Origin of the sequence: Hymenobacter cellulosilyticus (assembly GCF_022919215.1) — a bacterium.
Classification (GTDB): domain Bacteria; phylum Bacteroidota; class Bacteroidia; order Cytophagales; family Hymenobacteraceae; genus Hymenobacter; species Hymenobacter cellulosilyticus.
On sequence record NZ_CP095046.1, the window covers coordinates 3,732,974 to 3,756,652 of the forward strand.

22 protein-coding genes and 1 pseudogene are annotated in these 23,679 nt (G+C 61.2%); 11 read left to right on the forward strand and 12 right to left on the reverse strand.

Going from position 1 to position 23,679, the window contains the following annotated elements:
• Positions 1-36: 36 nt before the first annotated feature.
• The 4 genes from MUN79_RS18370 to MUN79_RS18385 are packed head-to-tail and all read right to left on the reverse strand — an operon-like array spanning position 37 to position 3,583.
• Positions 37-795: a hypothetical protein gene (locus tag MUN79_RS18370; protein WP_244674076.1), complete on the reverse strand. Its 759-nt coding sequence runs from the start codon at positions 793-795 to the stop codon at positions 37-39.
• A 50-nt stretch (positions 796-845) separates the two neighbouring features.
• On the reverse strand, positions 846-1,796 hold the full coding sequence (locus MUN79_RS18375; protein ID WP_244674077.1) for an ArnT family glycosyltransferase: 951 nt from the start codon (positions 1,794-1,796) through the stop codon (positions 846-848).
• Positions 1,797-1,851: 55 nt separating this feature from the next.
• Entirely contained in the window at positions 1,852-2,883 is a 1,032-nt protein-coding gene (locus MUN79_RS18380; protein ID WP_244674078.1) for a UbiA family prenyltransferase, read from the reverse strand.
• Positions 2,852-3,583, reverse strand: coding sequence for an HAD family hydrolase (locus tag MUN79_RS18385; RefSeq protein WP_244674079.1), 732 nt, complete (start codon positions 3,581-3,583; stop codon positions 2,852-2,854). The genes MUN79_RS18380 and MUN79_RS18385 overlap by 32 nt, the downstream gene beginning before the upstream one ends.
• Before the next feature lie 337 nt (positions 3,584-3,920).
• On the opposite strand from MUN79_RS18385, the gene MUN79_RS18390 reads away from it, so the two are divergent.
• The 3 genes from MUN79_RS18390 to MUN79_RS18400 are packed head-to-tail and all read left to right on the forward strand — an operon-like array spanning position 3,921 to position 6,362.
• Positions 3,921-4,937, forward strand: a complete 1,017-nt coding sequence (locus MUN79_RS18390) for an ArnT family glycosyltransferase (RefSeq protein ID WP_244674080.1) — start codon at positions 3,921-3,923, stop codon at positions 4,935-4,937.
• On the forward strand, positions 4,868-5,641 hold the full coding sequence (locus tag MUN79_RS18395) for a hypothetical protein (RefSeq protein ID WP_244674081.1): 774 nt from the start codon (positions 4,868-4,870) through the stop codon (positions 5,639-5,641). Before MUN79_RS18390 ends, MUN79_RS18395 begins: the two co-directional genes overlap by 70 nt.
• A 43-nt stretch (positions 5,642-5,684) precedes the next feature.
• The gene (locus tag MUN79_RS18400; protein WP_244674082.1) at positions 5,685-6,362 is read left to right on the forward strand and encodes an HAD family hydrolase; all 678 of its coding nucleotides are present in this window, start codon (positions 5,685-5,687) and stop codon (positions 6,360-6,362) included.
• Between the two features lie 72 nt (positions 6,363-6,434).
• Here the strand turns inward: MUN79_RS18400 and MUN79_RS30200 are convergent, their stop codons facing one another.
• From MUN79_RS30200 to MUN79_RS18410, 3 genes are all read right to left on the reverse strand, one after another.
• Positions 6,435-6,773: an outer membrane beta-barrel protein gene (locus tag MUN79_RS30200; RefSeq protein WP_262923071.1), complete on the reverse strand. Its 339-nt coding sequence runs from the start codon at positions 6,771-6,773 to the stop codon at positions 6,435-6,437.
• Positions 6,683-8,866 carry a TonB-dependent receptor gene (locus MUN79_RS18405; protein ID WP_262922896.1) on the reverse strand — a complete coding sequence of 728 codons (2,184 nt, stop codon included), beginning with the start codon at positions 8,864-8,866 and terminating at the stop codon, positions 6,683-6,685. Before MUN79_RS18405 ends, MUN79_RS30200 begins: the two co-directional genes overlap by 91 nt.
• 331 nt (positions 8,867-9,197) lie before the next feature.
• Positions 9,198-10,439, reverse strand: coding sequence for a TraB/GumN family protein (locus MUN79_RS18410; protein ID WP_244674083.1), 1,242 nt, complete (start codon positions 10,437-10,439; stop codon positions 9,198-9,200).
• 125 nt (positions 10,440-10,564) lie between these two features.
• Here MUN79_RS18410 and MUN79_RS18415 point away from each other — a divergent pair, with 125 nt between their 5' ends.
• The 4 genes from MUN79_RS18415 (at position 10,565) to MUN79_RS18430 (ending at position 13,665) form a co-directional block, all read left to right on the forward strand.
• Positions 10,565-11,665: a sensor histidine kinase gene (locus MUN79_RS18415; RefSeq protein WP_244674084.1), complete on the forward strand. Its 1,101-nt coding sequence runs from the start codon at positions 10,565-10,567 to the stop codon at positions 11,663-11,665.
• Positions 11,666-11,673: 8 nt separating this feature from the next.
• The gene (locus tag MUN79_RS18420) at positions 11,674-12,132 is read left to right on the forward strand and encodes a hypothetical protein (protein ID WP_244674085.1); all 459 of its coding nucleotides are present in this window, start codon (positions 11,674-11,676) and stop codon (positions 12,130-12,132) included.
• Positions 12,087-12,725 carry a sensor histidine kinase gene (locus MUN79_RS18425; RefSeq protein ID WP_244674086.1) on the forward strand — a complete coding sequence of 213 codons (639 nt, stop codon included), beginning with the start codon at positions 12,087-12,089 and terminating at the stop codon, positions 12,723-12,725. The genes MUN79_RS18420 and MUN79_RS18425 overlap by 46 nt, the downstream gene beginning before the upstream one ends.
• Before the next feature lie 238 nt (positions 12,726-12,963).
• Positions 12,964-13,665: a LytR/AlgR family response regulator transcription factor gene (locus tag MUN79_RS18430; RefSeq protein ID WP_244674087.1), complete on the forward strand. Its 702-nt coding sequence runs from the start codon at positions 12,964-12,966 to the stop codon at positions 13,663-13,665.
• A gap of 51 nt (positions 13,666-13,716) precedes the next feature.
• On the opposite strand, the gene MUN79_RS18435 is transcribed toward MUN79_RS18430, so the two are convergent.
• The 4 genes and pseudogenes from MUN79_RS18435 to MUN79_RS18450 all read right to left on the reverse strand — a co-directional run bounded on the left by MUN79_RS18435 (position 13,717) and on the right by MUN79_RS18450 (position 18,677).
• A complete protein-coding gene (locus tag MUN79_RS18435) occupies positions 13,717-14,058 on the reverse strand; it encodes a hypothetical protein (protein WP_244674088.1) in 342 nt (113 codons plus the stop codon).
• 152 nt (positions 14,059-14,210) lie between these two features.
• A pseudogene (locus MUN79_RS18440) lies at positions 14,211-16,721 on the reverse strand (TonB-dependent receptor domain-containing protein).
• 253 nt (positions 16,722-16,974) lie between these two features.
• On the reverse strand, positions 16,975-17,409 hold the full coding sequence (locus MUN79_RS18445; RefSeq protein WP_244674089.1) for a MarR family winged helix-turn-helix transcriptional regulator: 435 nt from the start codon (positions 17,407-17,409) through the stop codon (positions 16,975-16,977).
• Positions 17,410-17,510: 101 nt separating this feature from the next.
• Positions 17,511-18,677 carry a serine hydrolase domain-containing protein gene (locus tag MUN79_RS18450; RefSeq protein WP_244674090.1) on the reverse strand — a complete coding sequence of 389 codons (1,167 nt, stop codon included), beginning with the start codon at positions 18,675-18,677 and terminating at the stop codon, positions 17,511-17,513.
• A 200-nt stretch (positions 18,678-18,877) separates the two neighbouring features.
• On the opposite strand from MUN79_RS18450, the gene tsaE reads away from it, so the two are divergent.
• From tsaE to MUN79_RS18465, 3 genes are all read left to right on the forward strand, one after another.
• The gene (gene tsaE, locus MUN79_RS18455; protein WP_244674091.1) at positions 18,878-19,219 is read left to right on the forward strand and encodes a tRNA (adenosine(37)-N6)-threonylcarbamoyltransferase complex ATPase subunit type 1 TsaE; all 342 of its coding nucleotides are present in this window, start codon (positions 18,878-18,880) and stop codon (positions 19,217-19,219) included.
• Between the two features lie 23 nt (positions 19,220-19,242).
• Positions 19,243-20,469 carry an alanine dehydrogenase gene (locus tag MUN79_RS18460; RefSeq protein WP_244674092.1) on the forward strand — a complete coding sequence of 409 codons (1,227 nt, stop codon included), beginning with the start codon at positions 19,243-19,245 and terminating at the stop codon, positions 20,467-20,469.
• A gap of 160 nt (positions 20,470-20,629) precedes the next feature.
• Positions 20,630-21,478, forward strand: coding sequence for a GNAT family N-acetyltransferase (locus MUN79_RS18465; protein ID WP_244674093.1), 849 nt, complete (start codon positions 20,630-20,632; stop codon positions 21,476-21,478).
• 83 nt (positions 21,479-21,561) lie between these two features.
• Here MUN79_RS18465 and MUN79_RS18470 read toward each other — a convergent pair whose 3' ends face one another.
• Positions 21,562-22,485, reverse strand: coding sequence for a flavin reductase family protein (locus tag MUN79_RS18470; RefSeq protein ID WP_244674094.1), 924 nt, complete (start codon positions 22,483-22,485; stop codon positions 21,562-21,564).
• A gap of 121 nt (positions 22,486-22,606) precedes the next feature.
• On the opposite strand from MUN79_RS18470, the gene MUN79_RS18475 reads away from it, so the two are divergent.
• The gene (locus MUN79_RS18475) at positions 22,607-23,500 is read left to right on the forward strand and encodes a M28 family peptidase (RefSeq protein ID WP_244674095.1); all 894 of its coding nucleotides are present in this window, start codon (positions 22,607-22,609) and stop codon (positions 23,498-23,500) included.
• The last annotated feature ends 179 nt before the right edge of the window (positions 23,501-23,679 follow it).

The following is a 23,679-nucleotide window of genomic DNA, read 5'->3' on the forward strand; positions in this document are numbered from 1 at the left end:
AAGTCCGCAGAATAAGCTGCTGGCTGACGAAGCTAGTTAATGGGCTGCCAAAGCCGACGGTTTCCTGGCCGTGGTCAGTGGCGGAAGCAGCATGAGCTTCAGGCGGGGAGTGGGCGTCAACTCGTATAAGACCACTGTGTAGGGGAAGCGCTGATGATGGTAGACTTTCCGGCCCAGCGTGGCAAAATGCTGTTCCAGGTACTCGGGGGCATTGAACCCCGGCTGGTGGTACCAGGCAGGTTGGCCGACGTAGTCGCCGATGGCGTCACCGTTGGTCTTATCATACACAAACCACAGCCGCTTTTTGCCCGCAAACTGCCGGAAATCAAGCTGTAGGTTCTGTAGGTAGTCGGCGGGACTGGCAGAGGTGTTTTTTACGTAGCTGCCGGCTATGGCCCGGTAGCGCAGCGGGTAAGCCAGGGAGTAATAATCGTAGGCCTGATTCATGTTCCAGAATACGTATACCGCATCGCCCGCCCGATACCGGTCGTTGAGGTGGAGCAGGACTTCCCGGTTGAATTCGGTGTTCATAAACTGGCCTGGGGCGGCTAACTGCCGGCCGACGCCCACCACGGCCGGCGCCAGAAACAAGACCAGCAAACCATACAGCCACACCGGTCGGCGGGCCCACTGCCGGGCTAGGGTTTCGATGCCAAAGCCGGCCAGCAGCATCAGCAGGGGCGCCAAAAACAGCAGAAACCGCTCATGAAAAGGATAGACCCGCAGGGCGGAGGCCGCCAACACCAGCACTACGGGCAGAACTAGAATTCCCAGCAGTAGCCGGTTGCGGCGCATGAGAAAGATTATGCCCAACCCAATGCACAAGCCGTGCAGCCAGCCCATTTTCACCACGAAGCGCAGGGGGTGTTACTCAAAACGGGGGGCAGCTCGTCGGTATTGAGCAACAGGCCCAGCGGGTTGAGCAGCAGAATGTAGAGCTTGTGAGCCAGCCATTTGGCATCGGCCAGGGCAGTGAGGGGAAAGGGCAGGAAGCCGTCGTACACTTTCTCGAAATAATCAATGAGCCAGCCCGACTGATGGTAGCGGCTAATAATCAGCACGTACTGCAGGCCAAAGCTCAGTACCCACAGGGAAAAGGGCAGGGCGTAGCGCAGCAGGCGCTTCCACTGCCGGCGCAGCAGCGCATTGAGGCTCACAGCCAGGCCCAGACCGGCCAGCACGAAGATCAGGGAAAAGGAAAACCAGAGCAGCACGCTGCCCAGGGCACCCCAACGCAGCCGGCTGCCTATATCCAGCCGGGCGTGGTAGCGGACATAGAGCCACAGCGCTACGATGGTGGCCAGCAGCTCGGTGCCGTACTGCTTGGCTTCTACCGAGTGGTAGAGGCAGGGCGTGGAAAACACCAGAATGGCCAGGGCTGCTACCGCTCCCCAGGAGGCGAGAAAGTAGCGGGTAACGGCCCGGAAAAGGAACAGGGAGCTGATACCGCCCAGCAGGGAAAACAAGCGCAGGCTTTGCTCGCCGTTGCCAAATACCATTGCCAGCACCTTCACCGCCCACAAATACCCCAGCGGAGCTTTCTGTTCGTAGGCGAAGGGAAGGGTGGCCAGCTCCCAAAAGCCTAGCCGAAGCACATTAACGTTCAGAAACAGCTCATCGATAAAGAAGGAGCGGTTGTAGAAGAAGTGAAACAGGCGCAACCCTATGCCCACCACCAGCAGCAGGTTTAGACACCGGCGCTGCTGTCCGCTCGTGGGTAGCGCGTCCGGGCCCGGGGCCAGCGCCGGGTACCGAGCCGGGGCCCGAACAGCGGTGAAATAGAATTGGGCAGGCATAGGAAACCGGTAGTTGGTGGTAGGAGAGCCAGGAAAAGGGGCAGCAGCAGCAGATTTAGCGGCTCAGATTGTAGTGGTCCTGCAGCAGGTTGTGCAGGGGCGGAATGTTTACAAACATCAGCGTGGTGAGCAGCAGGCAGAACAGCACCACATAAAGCATAAACCAGTAGCGCGTATACAGCTTTTCCGAGCCTTGCACGGGCGAATCCTTGAGCAGACCGATGCGCAGATACCACGAAAACAGCAGGGCGAAGAAAGGAAAGCTCACCAGCAGCTCCACCCGGTTCTTGACCAGGAAGATGCCCAGGAAAAAGGCCGAGGTCAGGGCGTAGAAGAACATGGAGATGAGCAGGCTGTGCTCGGTGTAGAACTTAAAGGAGCGGCGGTAGAGCCCGGCCAGGGCCGCGTCACCAATCAGGCGGTACTCGGCAAAGCGCTTGGTGGCCATCAGGAAGGCGCCGCCCATCCAGTAGGCGACCAAGATGCTGGAAGGAGGGAAAGTGTTGACTACCTGCAGTAGGTCGAGGCTGGCTAGGGGAACGGCTGGGGCTATGGTAAACCAGCCCAGCGCAAAGCGGATAGGGTTATTCACTGACTCCGACAGCACATCAATGTAGGGGCGCTCCTTGGTGCGGAAGGGCCGCACGTTGTACATCACGCCCATAAAGAGCAGGAAGGCCGAAACCAGCAGAAACTGCATGCTGATCTGGTAGGCCACCACAAAGCCCAGCAGGGCCAGCCCAAACCATTCGGCGTACACCAGCACCGGGCTGACGACCCGAACAACGGAGGTGCGCTTCTTTTTGAGCGGGTGGAACTTGTCGAATTCGGCGTCCAGGTACTCATTGATGACGTAGTTGGCCGAGGCCACCAGGCAGGTACTCACCAGGCCCAGCACCACGTTGGCCACCAGGCCCGCGCCGAGCGGGGTGCCGTAGACAATGAGGGCAAACAGGACACCCGGCATCATAAACACGTTTTTCACCCAGTTGTCGGGCCGCGCAATGGCAATGTAGTCTTTGAGTCCCGCTGGAATGAGCACCGCCTCGGGCTGCTCAGCGTCCGTTAGAATAGATGTCTGATTCATAGCGAATTGGTTGAGGGTTGGAAGTGAGTTGGTTCAGCAGGATCTGATAAAAGTCGAAGTCGGCCTGGGGCTTGCTGTCCACAATCAGGCAGGGCATGCCGGCACGCCGGGCACATTCGCCGTCCAGTTCGGGCCGGTCACCGATAAACAGGCATTCGTGGGGTTCAACTCCCAGTTGCTCAGCGAGGTAAAGCAGGCCGCGAGGGTCGGGCTTAAGCCGGTTTACCGCCGCGTCCGTCGAGCTGACAATAAGGTCGGCCTGCAGCCCGAGGGCCCGTAGCTTGTCGTGGGCCGGGTAGTCGGAATAGATGGCAATGGGGATGTGGCGCGCCCGCAGCGCCTCAAAAAGGGCCTGGGTACCCGGGTAGATGCAGGCTTTCAGGTACTGGTTCGGGTGGGTAAACATCCAGCGCTGCACCACCTGCCTTACCTGCCCGACCGAATATGCCGTGCCCGTCGCACACCAGGCATACTGGTCTTCTTCCAGGTTGGGCCCGGCATAGGCCGGGCGCTTTTCCCGCTCGGCCCGGAAGCGCCGCAGTATCAGCATTTCCTGCACCCGCCAGGGCCGTAAGGCATAGTAACTCACCAAGGCCCGTAGCATCCTTTTGCGCAGCCTGCGCTGCGTATACAGAGTACCATCCACATCAAAGATTACCGCCTTAACCTTATCCCAGCACACGTTTGTATACGCTTCCATTCCCTGACCTTTGCGATTATCTTGAAATCAGATAAGTTGATATCAAAACTATACAATAAATGGTTTATTGCAAATTATTACTTTAATATTGCAAAATATAATTTGGTCCCGTTGGCCTTCTGTACCCTGGTATTGTTCAGATGATGTTAGGGTTAGTGCTTAGGTAAATGATTTGCAGTCAGCAAATTATGATTGAATAGACTGGGGTTAATGCGGAGCATTGAACGGAAAAATCTAACCTGAGCTGTAGCCATTGCTTCGCAGCTGCCCTGAGTTGCCTAAGCGGGTCAGGATGCTACACCATACTCACTGAAGACAAAGAATTAACCTTCGCACGATGGATTATTCACTTACTGCCCCGGCCCGGCAGACCGGGCCCCTGCCCGCTTTTGAGCTGCCACATAACACCCGCTCTTACTGGTACTGGGCGGCCGGTGCGCTGCTGACCCTGGGTGTACTGCTGCGGCTCTTTCAGTTTTTCGACAACCGCTCCTTGTGGATTGACGAAACCTTTCTGGCCAATAGCCTGATTAGAAGAGACTTTTTGGCCCTCAGCCAGCCCAATCTGGAGTACGAGCAAAAGGCGCCCATCTTGTTTCTCTGGGCCTGCCGCTTGGCCGTGCTGCTGTTTGGCAAGGGTGAAATGGCCCTGCGCCTGGTGCCGCTGCTCTGTGGCCTGGCCTCTTTGGGTATCTTCTGGCAGGTGGCCCGCACTTTTCTGAAGCCCGTTGGGGTGGTGGTGGCCGTGGGCATTCTGGCCCTGGCCCCGCCGCTGGTGTACCATAGCGTGGAGGCCAAGCAGTACAGCTCCGAGCTGCTGGGCACGGTGCTGGCCCTGTGGCTCTACACCCGGCTGCACCACCGGCCCGACCTGCGGAGCCGGCTGCTCTGGGGTCTTGGGGGCGCTTCGCTGGTGTGGTTTTCCTACGCCGTCATTTTCGTGCTCCTGGGCATGGCCGGGGGCATCTCGCTGTACTACCTGTTGACCAGGCAAGGAAAGCTCCTGGGGCGCTACGTCCTGCCTTTTGGCCTGTGGATTTTGAGCTTCGGGCTCAACTACTACTTTTTCACGGGCCGCTACACCGAGTCGCTGTGGCTGGTGCACTGGTTTGGCGCGCGCCACGCCTTTCTGCCCCTGCACCTGTCGGCCGACAGCGGAAAGTGGACCTTATTTTCCTTGTACATGCTGCTGGACTACCCGCTGGGCTTGTTTTGGGAACCGGTAGTGGGGGGAGCACCCTGCCCCGGGCAGTGTTTCGGTTTGTGCCGCTGCTGTGCTGGCTGGTGGGACTGGTCGTCGTATTCCGGCGCGACAAAAAGCTGGTGCTGGTGCTACTGCTCCCGCTGCTGCTGACGCTACTGGCCTCGGGCCTGCAAAAATACCCGTTCTACGAGCGGCTGCTGGTATTTTTGGCTCCCATTCTGATTCTGCTGGTGGCCTGGGGAGCCCAGCGCATGGCGGCCGCCCTGGCCCCGCGCTGGCGCCTGCTGCTGCCCGTGCTGGTGCTGGCCCCGCCGCTGTTCACCTCGGGTCGGCAGGTGGCCGAGCCGGGCCGGTTCGGGGGGTACAAGAAGTCGTATTTCAAGGAAGGCCTGCTGTTTGTGAACCGGCGCTGGCAGCCCGGCGACGTGGTGTATCTGTACTGGAACCACGAGTCGCCCTACCGCTACTACAAGGAGGCCTACGGGCTGAAGTATACTGCCGTGCCGGGGCGCGACGTCCGCTGGGTTTCGCGCGACCTGCCCGACTACATCCGCAACGTGACCACCGACTTTCTGGCCGTGGCCGGCGGGCAGCGGGCCTGGTTTGTGTGCAACGACCTGGTCACTGGTATCGGGGATATTGAGACGGCGCCGGCCTGGTACTACGTAGAGGACATCCGCTTTGGCGACGAAATCCGCCGCAGCATTGCCCGCCACAAGCCCCAGCGCCTGCTCTTGCGCCAGCAGTGGGCCGATGCCTATCTGTTTGCTAAAACTCCGGCTGGCCGCGCCCCAGAGCCCCTGAAGCGCCGGGCCACAGGGCCCCCAGCCTGGGCCGCCCGCGGGAAAGACTAAGGCTGATTAGTCCGGCTGGGGAAGTTTAAATAGCTTTGCCTTTATGCCGTACTCCCTCTTCCTGTTCGATTATGATGGTACGCTCTGCGACACCCGCCGGGCTATTCTCTACGGCTTTGAGCGCACCTTCGAACACTACGGCGTGCCGGAGCCCGCGCCCGAGGTAGTACATGCCATGATTGGCCGGGGCCTGGTGCTGGGCGACATGCTGCAGCAGCTGCGGCCGGAGCTCTCGGCCGCCGAGGTGGCCGAATGGGTTGTTACCTACCGCCAGATCTACGCCCGGGAGGCCGAGCCGCTGGTCACGCCGTTTCCCGGAGCCCTGGCCCTGTTTGCCCAGCTTACGGAGCAGGGCGTGCTGATCGGGGTGCTCAGCAACAAGGGCGCGGCCGTGCTCGAAGCCTCCCTGGCCCAGGTGGGGCTGCTGCCCTTTGTGGCCCTGGTTATCGGCGACGGCACCATGCCGGAAAAGCAGCTGGCCAAAAAGCCCGACCCGATGGTGTTTCACGAGGTCGTAAAGCCCCGGTTTCCCGAAGTACCCACCAACCGGATGCTGATGATAGGCGACACCACCGCCGATTTGCAGTTTGCCCACAACAGCCAGATTGACTCTTGTTGGGTGACGTTCGGCTTTGGCGAGGAAGCCCAGTGCCGGGCCCTGCAGCCCACGCACACGGTCAGCCACCTGCTCGAAATTCCGGCCCTGCGCCGCGCAGTTTAAGCCTCTTATGTTCGTTTAGGCAAACGCCCTTTACCGCCCGGGCAGTAAAGGGCGTTTGCATAAGGTTAGTGGCTAGTGGCCCAGGCGGCTGCGCTCGGCAGCGTTGCCGCTGGTTTCGACCCGCTTGCCCTTGAGGTCGGTTTTGCCCAGGTTGTAGGTGAAGGAGAGGCGCACCCGGCGCGTGTCGTTGTAGTTGATGTTGCTGTTGACCACGGGCACCACGGTGGAGGAAACTCGGAAGTTGAGCTGGTAGAACAAGTCACTGACATCGAGCTTGAGCGAGGCTTTCTTGTCCCAGAAGCTTTTTTTCACGGCCACCATCACGTAGGAATAGGAGTCGTAATCGTTGAGGCCGCTGAAGCTGGGTGAGTTGTAGAGGGCGTAGAGGCGGGTGCTCCAACCGTGGCCCAGGGTGAAGGTGTTGTCGGAGCTGACGGAGAAGTAGGTTTTGCTTTTGCGCAGGGCCAGAGTCTGGTCCAGGGGGTGGGGAAGCTCAGTTCCTGGCGGTAGAGGTTGCCGGTGTTGGTCATGCTCCACCACTTGGCCGGGCTCAGCGGGGCCGTGAGGGTGAGGCTGGTCAGGTGGCGCTGGCGCAGGTTTTCGGTGGTTTGCACCAGGCGCTGGTTGGCTTCATCGTAGCGGTACACCGAGGTAATGGCGTGGGTGCTGATGGTGTGGGTGAGCTGCAGGCCGTAGCCTTTGTAAAGCTGGTTCCAGCTCAGGCTGTGGGCATATTCGGGGCGCAGGGAGGCATTGCCGCGGTGGGACGTGTAGTTGTCAATCAGTCGCTCGAAGCCAATTAGGCTCTCGTAGGCGGGCCGGTGAATGTTGGCCGCGTAGGCCACGGAGGTGGTATAATTATCCGACAAGCGGTAGTCAGCCCGCACGTTGGGGAACAGGTTGAAGTAGCTCGAGTCGCGGCCGGTGGCTACCTGGTAGCGGGTCAGCTCGGCGCGCAGGCCGGCCTGCAGGCTCAGCTTGCCCAGGCTGTGGTTCAGGTTAAGGTAGCCGGCCCCGATGCGCTCCTTGTAGCCCAGGGTGCTGGTGCCGGGCGTTTGCCAGGCGGCCCCGGCCAGGGTTTGGGTGAGCTGGCGGCTTTCGTTGCGGGTGTCGGTGTACTTCAGGCCGGTTTCCAGGCGGGTGTTCTGGTTCCAGACTTTGCCGTAGTCCAGCACGCCGGTGTAGATGTGGTAGGTGGCCGGAATGAAGTTTTCGAAGCTGCTGACCGCGGCCACGGTGTCGGTGGGTGCCTGTACCTGCTGGCGGAAATTCTGGCGCTGCTCACTCTCGAAGCGGGCATAGTTGCCGCTTACCAGCAGGCTGGAGCCCAGCGAATCGAGCTTGTGCTTGTAGAAAAGAGTGTAGTTGGAAAACGCCTCGCTCAGGTACACATCGTCGTCGACGCGGCTGCGGGTTAGGCCCTGGCGCTCGGTCAGGGCGGCCTGGGTCCAGCCGGCGCCGGTGAGGCTGCCTCGGGTCAGGTCGAAATCGAAGCCCACGGTGGCTTGGGGGCTGAAGTGGTAGTTGAGGCTGGTGCTGAAGCTGCCGTCGCGCAGTACTTTGTCGAGGTCGTTTTGCTGCTCCAAGGCGGCTACCTCGGTGCGGCCCTGGTAGAGGGTGCGGCTATAGCTGCCTCGCTCGAAGCCGCCTTTGCTGGCGAAGCTGCCGTTGGTGGTGAAGTCGATTTTGGGCGAGCTCAGGCGCAGGCCGCCGTTCAGACCGCCGCCGCTGCGCTGGCCCTGGCTGAGGTTGCCGCCCAGATTAGCGTTCCAACCCAAGGTTTGGCTGCGCTTGGTGTAGATTTCAATCACCCCGCCCGAGGCGTCGGCGTCGTACTTGGCCGAGGGGTTGCTAATGAGTTCAATCCGGTCAATCTGGTCGCCGGGGATGCTGGCCAGCACGCTTTCCAGGTTGGCCCCGGGCAGGCGCTTGCCGTTCAGGTACACCAGCACGTTGTTTTTGCCCCGGAAGCTGAGCTTGCCTTCCACCAACTGCACCGAGGGCGCCATGCCCAAAATGCTGTAGGCGTCGTTGCCGGCCCCGAGCAGGCTCTCGCCCACGTTCATTACGACCCGGTCGGGCTTTTGCTGCACCAGCTGGCGCTGGGCCGTTACGGTTACTTCGCCCAAGCTCTGGGTGCTGGCTTGCAGCCCGATGGTGCCCAGGCTCACGGCTGGCGTGCCGGTGGCCAGCACCACGGCCTGGCTATGAGTGGCGTAGCCCAGCATCAGCACTTGCAGCTGGTAGCTGCCGGGCTGAGCGGCCTTCAGCTGGAAGCTGCCTTGGGCATCGGCCAGGGCCGAGGCAACGACCGTGGCGGGCTCGGTGCTGGTTTTCAAAACTATGGTGGCAAAGCTCAGAGCTTCCTGCGTGGCCGTATCCACGGCGCGGCCCGTGAGCGTGGTTTGGGCCTGGGCGGCGGTAGCGCAGAGGAGCACGACGAGCAGAAGCAGGGCCCGGCGCAGAGCGGTGGTAACGGTGGCGGCAGCGGCGAAGTGTAGCATGAGTTCCGGTGGCGGTTGGGATAGTGAAGTATCTGAACCAAAGGAACTGCGGCCGCCCCGGCACCGGAAGTTTATTCGACCAAGTGCAGGGCCCACACCACCAAAGTGCGAAGTCGTCGGCGTTTTTTGCGGCTTGCTGCCCCACCAAATGCCTGCTCTGACTGCCCAAATGACCAATTCCCTAACCGGGGCCGAGCGGGTGTCCAGTGTGCTGCCACCCGGTTTTGCATGGTTGTAAATGCCAACAGCCTGACCGGAATAGGCTCCGGTCAGGCTGCATAGCTAGTGCACAAGATAAACGGGTAAGAATCGGGTTAGCTTTAAAAAGCAGCTACTGCACCAGGTTAGCCGTGGTTTCGGGGATAATCAGGAAGTAGTCGTAGCCCTGGATGATGCGCTCCAACGCGGTGCTGTTGAGCTGCAGTTTGCGGCTGACCAGGGCGCGGCGCAGGGGGCGCAGGTCAATGACACTCCAGGCCTGGGGCGCGGCTTGCTCGAAGAAGAGCTTGTACATGCTGGTGGACTCGGCCGAGTAGGAAGTTGTGTTCTTGCTGGCATCATCGGGGTTGAAGCCGTGGGTCGTGGTGCCCTGCTTGCCCAATACGAGAATGTGCAGGCTTTTCTGAGTTTGCATGTCGGCCAGGTTTACCACCATGTTGCCTACGTCGTACACGCCAGCGCGGCTCAGGCCCCGGGCGCAGTGCTCGGCGCCAAACTTGAACAGCATTTTGGGCAGGGCTTCGGTGCCGGTGGGCTGGTAGGGGCGCAGCTGCAGCAGCAGGTTCCGCTTCATCAGCCCAATGCGCTCCAGGTGGCTGGCGGCATTGGTGGCGGGCTTCACGTTGTTCTGGTAAATCCGGGCGCTGGTCACGTACCCTTGCACCAGGGCCTGCACCTGGGCGCTTTCCTTGCGCGTAAGATTCACCAGGCTGTCCAGGCTGGCCGCCGACTGCTGCATCATGGTTATCTGTTCGCCCTGGCTGCCCATTACGGCCCGGTCGTGGGCCTGAATGGCGGCGGCCCGGCGCAGCAGGTAGGTTTTGGTGGCTTTGCTTTTGCTGAGCTCGGCCAGGCGGCTATACAAGCGGCCAGCGGCAAACATATTATCCTGGTCGATACCCATGATCTGCACTTGCTGGGCGCGCAGTTGCCGAACCAGGGCGGCTTCCTCACTCCAGCTGAAAAACGACAGGGCAAACGGGTGCTGTTGCTGAAAAGCCCGGTGCGCCGCGGGCTGGTCAACGACGCGGTTCAGGTCCTGGGTTTCGCTGGGGCTGATTTCAACGGCAAAAATCTTGGGCTGCAACACCTGCGCCAGCGCGGCGGTAAGCTGCGGAATTTGGGCCGTGCCGTGCATTTCGCCCACGGCCACAAACTGGCTGCCCCGAACCTCCTGCTGGAGCTTATCCCAGCCGGTGCCCGCAAACTGCCGGTTTTGCAGCAGCATAGACAGTTGGTTTTGCCGGATCAGGCGGGTCAGGGTGCTGTCTTGGGCCAGGGCGGCCGAGCCGGTCAGGGCCGTGGTGAGGGCCGTCAGGGCGAGGGTGCGCAGGGTCGGGAAGGAGAGAAGCATCGGGCAGTTTCTTTGGCTGGTGGTTGAATCTGGTCCAAAGAAATTGCGGAGCTTTAGGAGCCCGAACTTTATTCGACCAAAGCACTACCCACACCACCAAAGAATGAAGTGGTCTGCCCTTTTTCATGACTGACTTGCTCAACCGCCTGGCCCGGCGCTGGCAGCGGCTGAGTCCGCGCACCAGCGCCATCCTGCTCCAGCTGCTGCTCTGGGTGCTGCTCACAGGCTTTTACATTCTGTGGAACAGCCGGCCGAACTACCACTTCTCGGGTCCCATCTGGCCGCTGATTCTGATGCAGCTGGGCTTTGCCGTCGTGCTCTTCAACAGTTTGGTGTACCTCATTATTCCGCGCTGGCTGCTGCAGGGTCGGGTGTGGCTGGCGCTGGCCGGGGCGCTGGTGCTCATGTATGGCTACCGTATCTGGATGTACGTGGGTTCCCGCCTGGCCGAAACCTACGTGAATATCGACCCGTCGATGCGCCGCACCTTGCACGCATATTACGTTGAGAAGCTGTGGGCAGATCTGGGCAGCCCGCTGGCCATGCTGGGCTCGTTTGTGGGCATGCTGGCCCCCATGCTGTTCCCGCTGGTCATCAGTTTTCTGGCGTATGCCTTGGTGGTCGACCGGCGGCGCCTGGCCCTGGAGCGCGACAATCTGCGCCTGGAACGCAGCTACCTCAAGGCCCAGATCAATCCGCAATTCCTGTTCAACACCTTGGGCAGCCTCAACGCCATGACCCACGCCCGTGACGAGCGGGCCGGCGACGTGGTGCTGCACCTGGCCGATTTGATGCGCTACACGCTCTACGAAACCGAGGCTGAGCGGGTACCCCTAAGCCGGGAGCTGGAATTTCTCGACGATTACCTGGCCCTGGAGCGGCTGCGCAGTCCGGCTACTACTGTCATCGAGCACGAGGTAAGCGGCCCGGCCACCACCCAGCAGATTGCGCCCCTGCTGCTGCACCCGTTTCTGGAGCGTCTTTTTGCCGGCCTGGAAGCCGCCCCGGCCGGCCCGGTAGCGTTTCGCAGCCATATGCAAGTGGATTCTCAAACCCTGACGCTGGACTTGCGGCGCACCTCGGAGCAACCCTGGCCCCAGCCGTACGCTACCGATGCCGCTCTGCTAGCGGCCCGGCGGCGCCTGGGGCTGCAATACCCGGGCAGCACACGCTGGAGCTCACCGAAACGCCCCAGCACGTTCACGTTCACCTCACTATTCAGCTAGCGTAAGGTATGGAAGCTACCGTTCCGGAAAAGCACCGCTACTCACTGCCCCCGACCTTGCTGCGCTGGGCCACGCCCGTATTCTGGTGGAGCCTGTTTATGCTCTACGAGTGGGTCGTTTTCAGCGGCTGGGAAGAAACGGCCATTATTACCGGCGGCTTCGTGGTGAAGGATGTGGTGGCGACGATACTGGCCTATTACTTCTTTTCCCTGGTTGTGCTGCCCCGCTTCGTGCTGCGCCGCCGCTGGCTGCTGATGGCCCTGGGGCTGCTGGGGATTTACTACATCTGGGGCCTGACTTCCTACCTCTATTACTCATTGCTGGACCATTACGGGCTGATTTCGGAAAACGCCTACGACTACATGCACCGCGTTATCGACTACGGCCTCTGGGGGGAGTATTCTCCTGGCGGGCCATTAGCATGGGCATCAGCGACTTCTCCGTCACGACGCTGCCGGCCGTTTTGATCCGCTTCGTGCAGTTCTTGCTCACCAGCAGCAACCAGAGTCTGCGTTTGCAGCGCGAAAACCTCAACCTGGAAGTCAGCTTCCTCAAGGCCCAGGTCAACCCGCACTTCCTGTTTAATACGCTCAACAACATCTACACGATGGTGGTCAAGCAGGATGAGCGCGCCCCCACGATGGTGCAGCACCTCACCGACTTGATGCATTACACGGTGTATGAGTCGGATGCGGCGCTGGTGCCCCTGAGCCGGGAAGTCGGGTTTCTGGAGGATTACCTGGAGCTGGAGCGCCTGCGCTACGGCAAGAAGGTCAGCATCCGCTACCAGAAGTCGGGGCCCGTCGAGCAGTTCCGCATTACCCCGCTGCTGTTCTTTCCCTTCGTCGAAAACGCCTTCAAGCACGGCGTCGACAGTAGCCTCGATGCCAGCTGGGTCAGCATCACGCTGCGTGTGCAAGACGGGCAGCTGCACTTCGAAGTGAGCAACAGCCTGACGCCCACTGGTCCGCCCCGACGTGAGTTTGGCGGCGTGGGCATTGCCAACGTGCAAAAGCGCCTGCAGCTGCACTACGCCCCCAGGATTACCAGCTTGCCGTAGGCCCCGAGCCCGACGGGCAGGCCTACCGCGTGGCCCTGGTGTTGGGCCTGCACCCGGTTCTTTCTCTGTCATCCTGAGCTTTGCGAAGGGCCTTCCTCCATGCTCTGATAAGCCTGATTCAATGTGCCAAAGCTCTTGGCCGTGGTACGTTGGCAAGAGCTGTGGTGGGGTCGGTGAGGAGGGTCCTTCGCAAAGCTCAGGATGACAGTCTGCATTCAATAACTACTCAACCCCATTCATGATTAACTGCCTGATTATCGACGATGAGCCTTTTGCCCGCGAGCTGCTGGAAGGCTACGTGGCCAAAATTCCCGGCCTGCACCTGCTCGGCAGCTGCGAGCATGTCTTCGACGCGCTGGAAGTGCTGCAGCAGCAGAAAGTCGACCTGATTTTCTCCGACATCAACATGCCCCAGGTCAACGGCATCGAGTTTATCCGCTCCCTGCAGAACCCGCCCTACGTCATCTTCGTCACGGCCTACCCCAACTTCGCCCTCGAAGGCTTCGAGCTCGACGCCCTGGACTACATCGTCAAGCCGGTGTCGTTTCCGCGCTTTCTCAAGGCCGTCAACAAGGCCCAGCAGATTCTTACCAGCCGCCCCGCCGCCGTGGCCCCGCCCGAGCCGCAGTTTCTGTTCGTCAAGGAAGGCCACAGCCTGCAGCGGGTGCTGTTCGATGAAATCTACTACATCGAGGGCATGAAGGACTACATCAAAATCATCCTCAAAAACCGCATCATCATCACCTACCTGCGCATGAGCCGGGTCGAGGACCAGCTGCCGGCCTCCCGCTTCACCCGCATCCAGAAGTCCTACATCGTGCGCATGGACGCCATCCGGGCCATCAGCGGCAACGAGGCCGAGCTCTACGACCTGCCCGAAAAGCTGCCCATCGGCAAGCAGCACAAGGAGGCTCTGCTGGCCCGGTTCGGGCTGAGCTAGATTACAGGCTGGGCTTGAGTGGTGAAGTAGAACAGGGATTTAACTTAAGTTTCAGTCGGTCATCAGATAAGCGAAGCCCATCCCCAAAAAGGCTAGTGCGAACAAGATAAGTCCCATAATCAGGTTCGCGTAGCCGATGTCCTTCTTTTGATAGTCACTGGTTGCGAAAGCCACGCGCAAGCCGATAATGGTGCACACCAGCCCAACAATGACAAGGGGTAGCAGACTAAGGGCTGCTGCGGCGAAGAAGAATCTTTCGGCTTCATCGGAAACGAAGGAAGCCAACAGCCCGCCACCCGCGAGGGCAAAAGGCGCGCTATAGCTGTAAAGAGCGGTTTTGTAAAGCTTTTCTATTCGCTGACGGCTTAGCTTGCTCTCTGCTATTGGGTCCATTGGTATTGAAGTATAACTACTTTTTGACCAGGTATATACAACTAGGCGATGCCCTATGTGGTGCTGGGAACCAACTAAAGCCGGGCAATATAAAAGAACGGCCCCAGGCTGTGAAACCCGGGGCCGTGAGCTGGCGTGGTAAGTAAAGAAAGTTAGGAGCCGCCGGCCCGGCGCTTCTCGTCCTCAGCCCCGCCGCTGCGCCGCTTGGCGGGAGCCAGTTTGTCGTTGCCGAAGCGGTAGGTGAAGGCCAGGGTGGCTACCCGGAAGTCGCCGCGCTGGTAGAAGCGCTCCACGTAGTTGTCGTAGCTGGACGTGGCCCGGATGGCGCCGGTGTAAAAGGCGTCCGTCACGTTGAGCTTCAGGTTGCCTTTCCGCTCCCACAGGCTTTTCTGGATACCAAAAGCCACCTGGCCGTAGGGGCGGGTGTCGAAGAAGCCCGACAGCTCCCGCGACTGGTAGTTGGCGTTCAAGTCGGCGCTCCAGCCCTTGCCGAAGGTGAAGGTGCTGTTGCTGCTCAGCGAGAAGGCCGGGCGGGCACTGTTGCGGCCCAGGGTGGTGCCGGCAATGCTGCCCACGTAGCGGTTGTAGTAGAGCACCCCGTTGTTGTACACGTTCTACCACTTGGCCAGCTCCACCGGGGCCGTCAGCGTCAGGGCGTAGTAGTACTGGGTGCCCAGGTTCCGCGAGGTCGATACTACGATGCGGCTGCTGTCCGTTTCCGGCTGCACGGTGCCCACAACCGGGTTGGTGGTTTGGCTGTAGCTTACCCCCAGGCTGTATTTCTGCTTATAGGTGTGGGTGAACTCCACATTGTAGCTGGTCTGGGGCCGCAGCTCGGGGTTGCCTGAGCCGTAGGTGGTAGCGTCGATGTAGGAGCGGAAGGGGTTGAGTTGCCCGTAGCCCGGCCGGTCGATGCGCCGGCTCAGCGACACGGACGTTTCGTGCTTGTCGGTAAAGGTGTGCTTGACGGCCGCGCTGGGAAAGAGCTGGAAGTAGTTGCGGCTGAAGTTGGCGTCCTGCTGGGCGTTGTCCGACTTGCCCACGCCCTTGGTTTGCTCTCCGCGCAAGCCCAGCTGCAGGGTCCAGGCGGGCAGGGTCTGGTTGTAGTTGATATAGCCCGCGTTGATATTCTCGTCGTAGCGGAAGCGGTTCGACAGTTTCGGGTCGCGCACCAGCCTGTAGAGGTCAACTGCGCCGGAAATGGGGTCCACGAAGGGAATGGTAAACTCCACGTCGTTGTCGGAATGCACCCAGCTCACCTTGCCGCCCATATCCAGGCGGGCCTTCTTGGTCAGCGGGTGGGTGTAGTCGGCCTTCACCGACTGAATGGTGAGCTGGCCCTGCTGGTCGCCGTTGCGGCGGGTAAGGAGCTCAATGGGTTCCCGGTCCTGGTAAGTGTCCAGAAATTGCCGGCGGCGGGTGTCGTAGCGGGCGTAGTCGGCGTCGGCCGTCAGCTCCCGGGTACCGGCCGAGTCCGGGAAAGTGTGCTTGAAGTTCAGGTTGCCGGCCACGTTGGGGAACGTAGCAGTGCGGTTGTTAGTGGAGTTGTAGCCCCGCAAGGCGTTGCCGGCAGAGTCGGTGCGGGTGGTCAGGTTGCTGCCGCGCTGGGTGTTGCGGTTTTGCAGGCCGTTTACCGCCACGCCCAGCACCGTCCGTTCCGAGAGGGTATAGTCCAGACCGGCCTTCCAGGTGTGGGAAAGATTGTGGCCCGCCCCGTAGTTGTCCTGGTCGGTGCTGCCTTTGTACTCCCGGCCCTGGTCGCTAGGTTGGTAAAAGTCGCGGTGAATGGTCAGGGCCCCGTAGTTGCGGCGGTCGGCGAAGGTGTAGGAGCCGAAGGTGTTGGTTTTCTTGGTGCGGTGATTGAGCGTCAGGCCCGAGGTAAACCGCCCGAAGCGGCCGTGCCCGTAGCTGGTGCTCAGGCTGCCGTTGGTGCCCACGCGCTGGTCTTTCTTGAGGTTGATGGCAATGATGCCGGCGCTGCCCTGGGCCTCATACTTGGCCGGCGGGTTGGTAATGAGCTCAATGCTCTTGAGCTGCTCGGCTGGCAACGCCCGCAGGTAGTCGGCCAGCTCGGCCCCCGTCATGGGCTGGCGCTTGCCGTCGATAAGCACCATGACGCCCTGCCGCCCGCGCAGCCCGATGTTGTCGTTGCCGTCCACGGTCACGCCCGGCGAGCGGCTGAGCACATCCAGACTGGTATTGCCCGCGGCCAGCGTCGAGCCTTCCACGTTTACGATAGTGCGGTCGGCCTCGCGCTCAAACAGCGGCTTTTGACCCACCACTTTCACCTCCTTCAGCGTCGTTGCCCCGCTGGCGGGCAAGGTCAGAACGGGCAAGGCCACGGTTTCGGTTCCGGCCGTGAATACCTTGCTCCAGGTGCGCACGAAGCCCACCTGGGAGGCCGACACGAGGTAATTGCCGACGGGCGTCTGCTCGAAGCGGAACGTGCCCTTCTCGTCGCTGAACTCCGATTTGACCACCGTTGAATCGGTGGCGCGGTGCAGGGTTACGGTGGCGTAGTCGATGGGTGCGCCGCTGCTGGCCGTGAGCTGGCCGGTAATAGTGGTGCGGGTTTGGGCCAGGGCCGGCGTGCCGAGCAGCCAACCGGCGAGCAGCACAAGGAGGGACGGCCGGCAGAGCCGCCCGGGTACGAGTGGTTTCATAAGTGAGGCAGGGTTGAGGCTAACGCGCTGAGAATTCAGCCCGGGGCCCGCAGGCCCAGGCGTTACGCAGGGATAAAAGCAGGTAGTGCACTGTGGGCCGGCCAAGCCCACTTTTCCCCACACCCGCGGCCGACAGGCGGGGAGAAAACGCAGTACGAATTATTTCGTATCAAACATACGAAGTGTTTCGTATATTCAAAACTCCTGATGAATATTTTTCCTTTTCCCAGCTTCCTGCCGTGGTAAGCAGGAGTTAGGAAGAGGGTGGGGTACAGTTCAGGTAGATGCGCTCTAGCAACTGGTGCAGCACGGTCTGGTCTTCGCCGGTAAGGCCATCTAGGGCAATTCTGCGGTTGTTGAGCACGATGGGGTGCACCGCGTCGAGGATGCGCTGGCCCTCTTCGGTCACGCGCAGCTGGGTGCGGCGCCCGTCGTGGGGCAGGGCCTCGGCCGCCAGTAGGCCCCGGTCGGTGAGCAGGCGGATGATGCGGGCCACCGAGGCCTGGTCTTTGAAGACCCGGTCGCCGATTTCAGTTTGAGTAAGGTCGTCGTTTTCCAGAATCACGCGCAGCACCAGCCACTGGTCGATGGTAATGGCGATGCCCGCCCGGTCGATGTTGGCCTGGGCAAAACGCCGGTATTGCTTGATGGCCTTGTCGAGCGAGTAAAAGAGAATGGTAGAGAGCATGGGCGAAGTATCCAGCGGTAGTAAATAGATGTATGATATATCATGAAGGTTGCCTCATGACACAAAGATTTTTGAAGAAGGTAGAAACGGAGTTGTTAGCCTCATTTCAGGGCGGCCAGCACCCGCTTGATCAGCTCATTAGGGCTGCCGTTGTGCCAGCGCCATACAATAACCAAGTCGTGCTCGGGGTCCACCCAAATCGTGTTGGAACCCGCACCCAGGGCCGCGTAGCTCGAGGCCGGGGCGTCGGGCCAGGCCTTGCGCTGAGAGTTGAGCCACCAGAGGTAGCCGTAGTCGGGGCCGGGGCCGCCGGGCGTGGTGGCCTGCTGCACCCAGGCACGGGGCACAAGCTGGCGGTTTTGCCACTGGCCCTGGCGCAAGAACAGGTAGCCGAACCGGGCCTCGTCGCGGGCACTGATCCACAGGCCGCCGCCCCAGCGCGTGCCCCCGCTTACCGAGGCCATGGGCTTGCTGTCGATTTGCACCGTGGAGTTGGTGTAGGGCACCCACTGCCAGGAGTTGGAAGCGCCGATGGGCTGCATAATTTCGGTGCGGAACACTTCGGGCAGGGGCCGGCGCCAGAGCTGCAGCAAGGACAAGGCAAAGCGGTTGATGCGCACGTCGTTGTACTCATAATAACTACCGGGCTGCTGCAGGGTGCGGGGTTTACGCTCCCCTTTGCCGAAAGCCTCTTTACCGATGAAATCCGCGTTTTTGCCCCACATCGAGCCTTCCCACTCGCTACTCTGGCGCACGTGGTGCTCCCAGGTCACCTGGCGGTTCTGCTCCGAGTCGTAGCCGCCGTCGTGAATGTAGTTGGCCACCGGGTCGTGAATATCTTTGATCAGGCCCTTTTCCAGGGTCAAGCCCAGAATGGTGGACAGCACGCTCTTGGCCACGCTGTAGGTCGGGTCGGCGCGCTCGGTGTCGCCCCATTCGGCCACAATGTAGCCGTGGCGCAAAATCAGGCCGTTGGTGGCAGCCCGGCTGGCGGGCAGCGGGCCCAGGGGCGTCCCGAATATTTCGGCCTGGGTCGAGAAGTTCGGGGTCATCTGAGTGGTTTCCTGCTGCCGGGCCCAGGCTACGGCTTCCAGCAGGCGGGCGGCGTCGAAGCCGGCCTTTTCGGGCTGCTGCCGCTGCCAGCGGTTACCCTTGCTCGGGTAGTAGACGGCTGGTTCTTTGGTGGTTGCGGCGGGGGCTTGGGGCGGGCGGGAGCAGGCCAGCGCGGGCAGCAACAGCAGGAGCAGGTAGGAGCGGAGCAGTTTCATGGCAGGAGCAAAGTGCGGGTCCGGGGCTATTATCCGTAAAGCTACGGAGCCCAAAGATGGGCCTAGCTGCCGCAGAATGCTAAACTTGCGCCTTCAAACCCTGTTACTATGCCCGTGACTGAACTTGTGATTCCGACCCTGGCCGCCCTGCCCGAAGCCGCCGCCCAGGTGGCCCGGCAGCTGGGGGCCATTCCATTCTGGTGTTTGAGGGCGAAATGGGGGCGGGCAAAACCACCTTCATTAAGGCCCTGTGCCGGGAGCTGGGCGTGCAGGACGACGTGAGCAGCCCGACCTTTGCGTTGGTCAACGAGTACCGCGACGCCCACGACCAGCCGATTTACCATTTCGACTTCTACCGAATTGACGACCCGACCGAGGCCGAAAACATTGGCGCGCTAGAGTACTTCGATTCTGGCTATCTTTGCCTGATAGAGTGGCCAAGCCGCGTGGAGGCGCTTTTGCCCCCGAAGAGGCTACTCGTCAAGCTCACCGTAACCGGGGCCGAGTCGCGCCTGCTGCACCTCGAACCCCTGGCCGACTGAGCCGCTGAATTCTTACCTGCCCAATGCCCGAAGCAATACCCCCCGGATTTGAGTCGCTGGCCACGAGCCGCGCTTACTTCACCCAGGAATCCATGCTGGCCGTGGAAACGCGCAAGCGGAAGCTGTTTATCGGCTTGCCCCGGGAAACCTCGTTGCAGGAAAACCGCATCTGCCTGACGCCCGAAGCCGTGAAGCACCTCGTCAATGAGGGGCACGAAGTGGTGATGGAAAGCGGCGCCGGTGAGCCCAGCAAGTACTCCGACCACGACTATTCCGAGGCCGGGGCTACTATTGCCTACTCGGCCAAGGAGGTGTACGAGGCCGACATTATTCTGAAAGTGGCCCCGCCCACCCACGAGGAAATCGAGTATCTGAAATCCAATCAGACCCTGATTTCGGCCCTGCAGTTTGGCTCCCTGACGGCCGACTACATTTCGGCTATCCTGCGCAAGAAAGTCAACGCCATCAGCTTTGAGCTGATCAAGGACCCTTCGGGGGCCAAGCCGGTGGTGCGGGCCATGAGCGAAATTGCCGGCTCCACCGTGATGCTGGTAGCGGCCGAGTACCTGGCCCGCTCCAACGAGGGTAAAGGCGTGATTCTGGGCGGTATTACGGGCGTGCCCCCGTCCCAGGTCGTGATTCTGGGAGCCGGTACCGTGGCCGAGTACGCCGCCCGCGCCGCTACGGGTCTGGGCGCCGAGGTGAAGGTCTTCGACAACCACTTGTATAAGCTGCGTCGCCTCAAGCAAAACCTGGGTACCACGCTCTACACCAGTACGCTCGACACCTTCGTGCTCAACCAGCAGATTCGCCGGGCCGATGTGGTGATTGGAGCTTTGAATGCCGAGGAAGGCCGGATTCCGTTTATGGTGCCCGAAAGCGTGGTAGCCAGCATGGCCCCCGGCTCGGTGATTATCGACGTGAGCATCGACCAGGGTGGCTGTTTCGAAACCTCGGAAATGACCAGCCACAGCAAGCCCGTGTTCCGCAAGTACGACGTGGTGCACTACTGCGTGCCCAACATTGCCTCCCGCGTGCCGCGCACCGCCACCAACGCCCTGAGCAACATCTTTACGCCCATTCTGCAGGAAATCAGCCAGCACGGGGGCATCAACGAGGTGCTGTTTACCAACGAGCATTTCCGCTCGGGCGTCTACATCTACAAAGGCTCGTTGACCAACGCTTCCATTGCCAAGAAATTCAACATGCGCTACAAGGAGCTGGGCCTGATGATAGCCGTGCGGAATTAACCTGAACCACGGATTCCGGCTTCACATTTCTGTTCTATCTAGTAAAAGCCTGCGCTTCGGTGCGGGCTTTTTGCTTTTTTAGCGGCCTCAACTCTGCCGGGCGCTTGGTTGCAGCTACTGCTACCGGAGTCAGCGCGTCAGTAACCGCTACAGTCACTCTATGGATTCTGCTGCTACCCCCGCTCTGCTCACCGCCCGCCCCGTTCTCGATTTTCCCTCGGCCCAGGTAACCGAAGCCATGAACCGCTCCTTCGAGGAGTACTTCGTGCCGCTGGTTTTTACGACCGAAACCTTCGAGCGGCGCTTCCGCTCCGAGCACCTCGACGCACTGGCCAGCAAGCTTTGGTTTCGGGGTGAGGAGCTGGTAGGGCTGGTGTTAATAGCAAGGCGAGGCTATACAAGTCGGGTAGCGGCTATGGGGTTGGTCATCGAAGCCCGGGGCCAGCGCTACGGCCGGCAGATGCTGCAAACGGCGCTGGACGAAGCCCAGGCCCGCGGCGACCGAAGCATGATTCTTGAAGTATTCGTGCCCAATGAGCGGGCCCGCCGGCTCTACGAGCGGCTGGGTTTCCGTAACACCCGGGAGCTGTTCACCTTCCGCCGCCAGCCGCAACCAACGAAAACCGCCGCTCAGCTCACGGAGGTTGACCCGCTGCAGGTAGCTCACCTCGTGGCCCGGGAAGGAAAGCCAAACCTGCCCTGGATGTTTTCGGCCGAGTCCTTGATGGCGGCCTCAGCGCCGACGCAGGCCTTTTCGCTCGAAGATAAAGCCTTCGTGCTGCTGCGCGTCGAAGCCGGGCGGACCTTGGTTCTCACGCTCATCGTGCGCCGGGAGTACCGGCGGCAGGGCTGGGGCCGCCAGCTCCTGCAGGCCGTGGAAGCCGCATTTCCGCAGCAGCCCCTGATGATGTCGATGATTACCCCGGGCCCGGGGTACGACTTTCTGCGGGCCGCCGGTTGGGAGCCCCTGGAACTGTCGCTGTATGAGATGGAATGCCGGTTGGGGTAGTAGCGCGAACTTTGTAGTTCGCGTACCAGAACGACAATCGGAGGCGCGGGCCACGCGAACTACAAAGTTCGCGCTACGGCTTTTTACTCGGCCAAGAGCAACACTTTCCAGGCCTCCAGTAGCTTGCCTTCCTCCAGATACTGCTTGCCCAGCAGCGTGAGTTGTTTCTTCAGCTCAGCCGGTGTTCCGCGGTGCTTGTTGAGCGTGTAGGCTACCAGGGGCTCTTGCCGGAAGGCCGCTACCTGTTCGGGTGTGGGCAAGGCTTCGCGCTCGATGTTGCCGAGGCGGCCCAGGTTGTTGCCGGTAAGCTGGTCGGAAGTGCGCAGGTGCTCAGGGAGCTGGTCGTAGCCGATGCCCATGTTGCGGTTGGGCTTGGGCACTTCAAACAGGCTGCTGCCCGCGGCCCGGCAGTACCAGTCGCCGCCGAGGCGGGCAATGGCGTCGAGCTTGAACGGGTCGATGCCGGTGCCACTGGGCAGCACGATATCCTCGCGAAAGTGGGCCAGCACGACGCGGCAGACGACCAGGTTGCCGGCCCCGTTGTTCTGGCCCAGCTCGATAACCTGCTCTACTACGCACTCGAAGGCCGCCGGAGCTTCGGCCACGCGCGGCGGCTTTACGCGCTGACTGGGCACCTCGGTAAAGCCCGCCTTGACGAACTCATTGACGCCTTTCTCATACTCGGTGCTGGCCAACGACATTTGTTCGACCATGGCGTAGTCGCAGATGTGGATGACGACTTCGGGCACCTCGCGCACGTTTTGCAGGGTGTGCTTCTGGGAATTGTCGCGCACCCGGTTGGCAGGCGAAAATACCAGGATAGGCGGGTTGGAGCCGAAGCAGTTGAAGAAGCTGTAGGGGCTCAGATTCACGCTGCCATCGGCCGAGATGGTGCTGGCAAAGGCCACCGGGCGTGGTGCCACGGCGCCCACCAGAAACGGGTGCAGCTCACTGGGTTTGATGGTGGCCGGGTCGATGGTGCGGAACGGGGTGGGGGCAGAGGTCATACGAAGCAGGGCAAGGCGGCGAAACCGGAATTGGTGGCCAAAGATACTTAGCTTCGCCAGCCCCGCGTTGAGTAAGCCCCAACATCCTGCCCTGTATGCTCCGAAACGCACTTCTGGCCCTGTGGCTCCCCCTCACGGCCCAGGCTTCCGCTTTGCCCCGGCCGCCGATACCCTGCGCCTGCGCCAGCACCTGCTGGCCCTGACCAGCACGCCCGAGCCCCGCAACTACCTGCACCTGAGTAGCCTCAACCAGGCGGGCGGCTATATCCGCCAGCAGCTGCAGGCCGCCGGAGCCCGCCTCAGCGAGCAGCCCTACGCGGTGCAGGGCAACACCTACCGGAACCTGATTGGCTCCTTTGGGCCCGAAAACGGCCCGCGCCTGATTATCGGGGCGCACTACGACGTGTGCGGCGAGCAGCCCGGGGCCGACGACAACGGTACCGGCGTGGCGGCGTTGCTGGAGCTGGCCCGCCTGCTGGGGCAGCAGCCGGACTTGCCCTACCGCATCGACTTAGTAGCCTACACCCTGGAGGAGCCGCCATTTTTCCGCACCAAAAACATGGGCAGCTACGTGCACGCCAAGACCCTGCACGACGCCGGGGTGGCCGTGAAAGGCATGGTGGCCCTGGAAATGCTGGGCTACTACGACGACCGTCAACACACCCAGGATTACCCCGTGGGCCCGCTCAAGCTGGTCTACGGCAGCCGGGGCAACTACGTAACGGTGGCGCAGAAATTCGGGAATGGGCGCTTCGGCCGGCAGTTTGCCCGCCGCTACAAGGCTCAGGCGGCTTTGCCAGTGAAGCGCTTCAAGGCCCCGGCCTGGCTGCCCGGCATCGACTTCTCCGACCACCTCAACTACTGGCAATTCGACTACCCGGCCGTGCTGCTCACCGACACGGCATTTTACCGCAACAAGCACTACCACGAGCCCACCGACACGCTCGACCGGCTCGACATGCGCCGCCTGGGCCTGAGCGTGGAGGCCCTGTTGGCCGTGGTGCTGGCCCTCTGACAACGGCCCCCAGGCAGCAGTGCCCCACCGGGTTTACTCCTAGTAAAGTCTGGGTGACAATAGGCCTGAAATATGATTTAACGAAGAGGAAAGCCGGCCAGAAGTCGGGATGAAGGTGGCGGGGAGATGGCAGGAAGGTCTAAGCTTTTTGGCGAGAAGACCCAAAGAAGGCCGAAGTT

Bases quoted from the DNA above. Each gene is read 5' to 3' on its own strand.
- MUN79_RS18370 (WP_244674076.1), bottom strand. From the start codon at position 795: ATGCGCCGCAACCGGCTACTGCTGGGAATTCTAGTTCTGCCCGTAGTG.
- MUN79_RS18375 (WP_244674077.1), bottom strand. From the start codon at position 1,796: ATGCCTGCCCAATTCTATTTCACCGCTGTTCGGGCCCCGGCTCGGTAC.
- MUN79_RS18380 (WP_244674078.1), bottom strand. From the start codon at position 2,883: ATGAATCAGACATCTATTCTAACGGACGCTGAGCAGCCCGAGGCGGTG.
- MUN79_RS18385 (WP_244674079.1), bottom strand. From the start codon at position 3,583: ATGGAAGCGTATACAAACGTGTGCTGGGATAAGGTTAAGGCGGTAATC.
- MUN79_RS18390 (WP_244674080.1), top strand. From the start codon at position 3,921: ATGGATTATTCACTTACTGCCCCGGCCCGGCAGACCGGGCCCCTGCCC.
- MUN79_RS18400 (WP_244674082.1), top strand. From the start codon at position 5,685: ATGCCGTACTCCCTCTTCCTGTTCGATTATGATGGTACGCTCTGCGAC.
- MUN79_RS18405 (WP_262922896.1), bottom strand. From the start codon at position 8,866: ATGCTACACTTCGCCGCTGCCGCCACCGTTACCACCGCTCTGCGCCGG.
- MUN79_RS18410 (WP_244674083.1), bottom strand. From the start codon at position 10,439: ATGCTTCTCTCCTTCCCGACCCTGCGCACCCTCGCCCTGACGGCCCTC.
- MUN79_RS18415 (WP_244674084.1), top strand. From the start codon at position 10,565: ATGACTGACTTGCTCAACCGCCTGGCCCGGCGCTGGCAGCGGCTGAGT.
- MUN79_RS18420 (WP_244674085.1), top strand. From the start codon at position 11,674: ATGGAAGCTACCGTTCCGGAAAAGCACCGCTACTCACTGCCCCCGACC.
- MUN79_RS18425 (WP_244674086.1), top strand. From the start codon at position 12,087: ATGGGCATCAGCGACTTCTCCGTCACGACGCTGCCGGCCGTTTTGATC.
- MUN79_RS18430 (WP_244674087.1), top strand. From the start codon at position 12,964: ATGATTAACTGCCTGATTATCGACGATGAGCCTTTTGCCCGCGAGCTG.
- MUN79_RS18435 (WP_244674088.1), bottom strand. From the start codon at position 14,058: ATGGACCCAATAGCAGAGAGCAAGCTAAGCCGTCAGCGAATAGAAAAG.
- MUN79_RS18445 (WP_244674089.1), bottom strand. From the start codon at position 17,409: ATGCTCTCTACCATTCTCTTTTACTCGCTCGACAAGGCCATCAAGCAA.
- MUN79_RS18450 (WP_244674090.1), bottom strand. From the start codon at position 18,677: ATGAAACTGCTCCGCTCCTACCTGCTCCTGCTGTTGCTGCCCGCGCTG.
- MUN79_RS18460 (WP_244674092.1), top strand. From the start codon at position 19,243: ATGCCCGAAGCAATACCCCCCGGATTTGAGTCGCTGGCCACGAGCCGC.
- MUN79_RS18465 (WP_244674093.1), top strand. From the start codon at position 20,630: ATGGATTCTGCTGCTACCCCCGCTCTGCTCACCGCCCGCCCCGTTCTC.
- MUN79_RS18470 (WP_244674094.1), bottom strand. From the start codon at position 22,485: ATGACCTCTGCCCCCACCCCGTTCCGCACCATCGACCCGGCCACCATC.